Origin of the sequence: Streptomyces sp. MP131-18, assembly GCF_001984575.1 — a bacterium.
GTDB lineage: Bacteria > Actinomycetota > Actinomycetes > Streptomycetales > Streptomycetaceae > Streptomyces > Streptomyces johnsoniae.
Genome location: NZ_LZNS01000001.1, coordinates 7,014,638 through 7,015,665 on the forward strand (window position 1 = coordinate 7,014,638; position 1,028 = coordinate 7,015,665).

Consider the following 1,028-nt stretch of genomic DNA (forward strand, 5'->3'; position numbering starts at 1 on the left):
TTGATGTGCCGACGTATCCGTTCCAGCGCCGCCGTTACTGGTTGTCTGCGGGTGGTGGGGTCTCGGGTGCGGGTGGTGGTCTTGATGGCACGGGGCATCCGTTGCTCGGTGCTTGGGTGGGGCTTGCGCAGTCGGATGGCTATCTCTTCACCGGGCGGCTGTCCCGTACCGCCCAGCCCTGGCTGGCCGACCATGCCGTCAATGACGTCGTTCTCCTCCCCGGCACCGGCCTTCTCGAATTGGCGCTGCGCGCCGCCCACGAGGCGGGCTGCGAGACCGTGGAGGAGCTGACGCTCGAAGCGCCGCTCGTCCTCCCCGACCGCGGCGATCTGCACCTGCAAGTCGAACTCGGCCCGGCCGACGCACACGGCCGGCGCGAACTGACGCTGCACGCGCGCCACCCCGACGACGGCGGCACCGGCGACTGGACGCGCCACGCGACCGGTCTCGTCGGACCCGCGCAGACCGAGGCCGCCCCGGGCGACGACGATCTGGTGGAGTGGCCGCCCGCCGACGGTGAAGCCCTCCCGGTGGACGGCCTCTACGACCGTGCCGAGGCCCTGGGGCTGCGCTACGGCCCGCTTTTCCGCGGCGTGCGCGCCGCGTGGCGCGCGGGCGAGCACGTCTACGCCGAACTGGAACTCGCAGAGGAGCTGCGCGGGGAAGCCGAGGCCTACGGCATCCACCCCGTGCTGCTCGACGCGGCGCTGCACGCCGTCGGCCTCGGACCCGTTACCTCAGCCGACCAGGCGCGGTTGCCGTTCGCCTGGCACGGCGTCACCCTCCACGCGGCCGGTGCCTCGGCCCTGCGCGTGCGGATCTCCTACCGCGGCGGCGACTCCGTCGGCCTCGCCGTGGCGGATGCGGCGGGCGCGCCGGTCGCCACCGTCGAGGCGCTGCTGACCCGTCCGGTGAACGCGAAGCAGCTGCGCGCCGCGGGCCGGACCGGACACGACGCGCTGCACGAGGTCGTGTGGCGGCCGCTGCCGCCGGTGGACGCGGCGGGCCCGGCTGAGGCCGCAGACGTT

At 74.0% G+C, this 1,028-nt stretch carries 1 protein-coding gene; it reads left to right on the plus strand.

Going from position 1 to position 1,028, the window contains the following annotated elements:
* Positions 1–5 precede the first annotated feature (5 nt).
* Positions 6–1,028: polyketide synthase dehydratase domain-containing protein (locus STBA_RS31230; protein WP_290443995.1), on the plus strand; the 1,023-nt coding region annotated here is incomplete at its 3' end.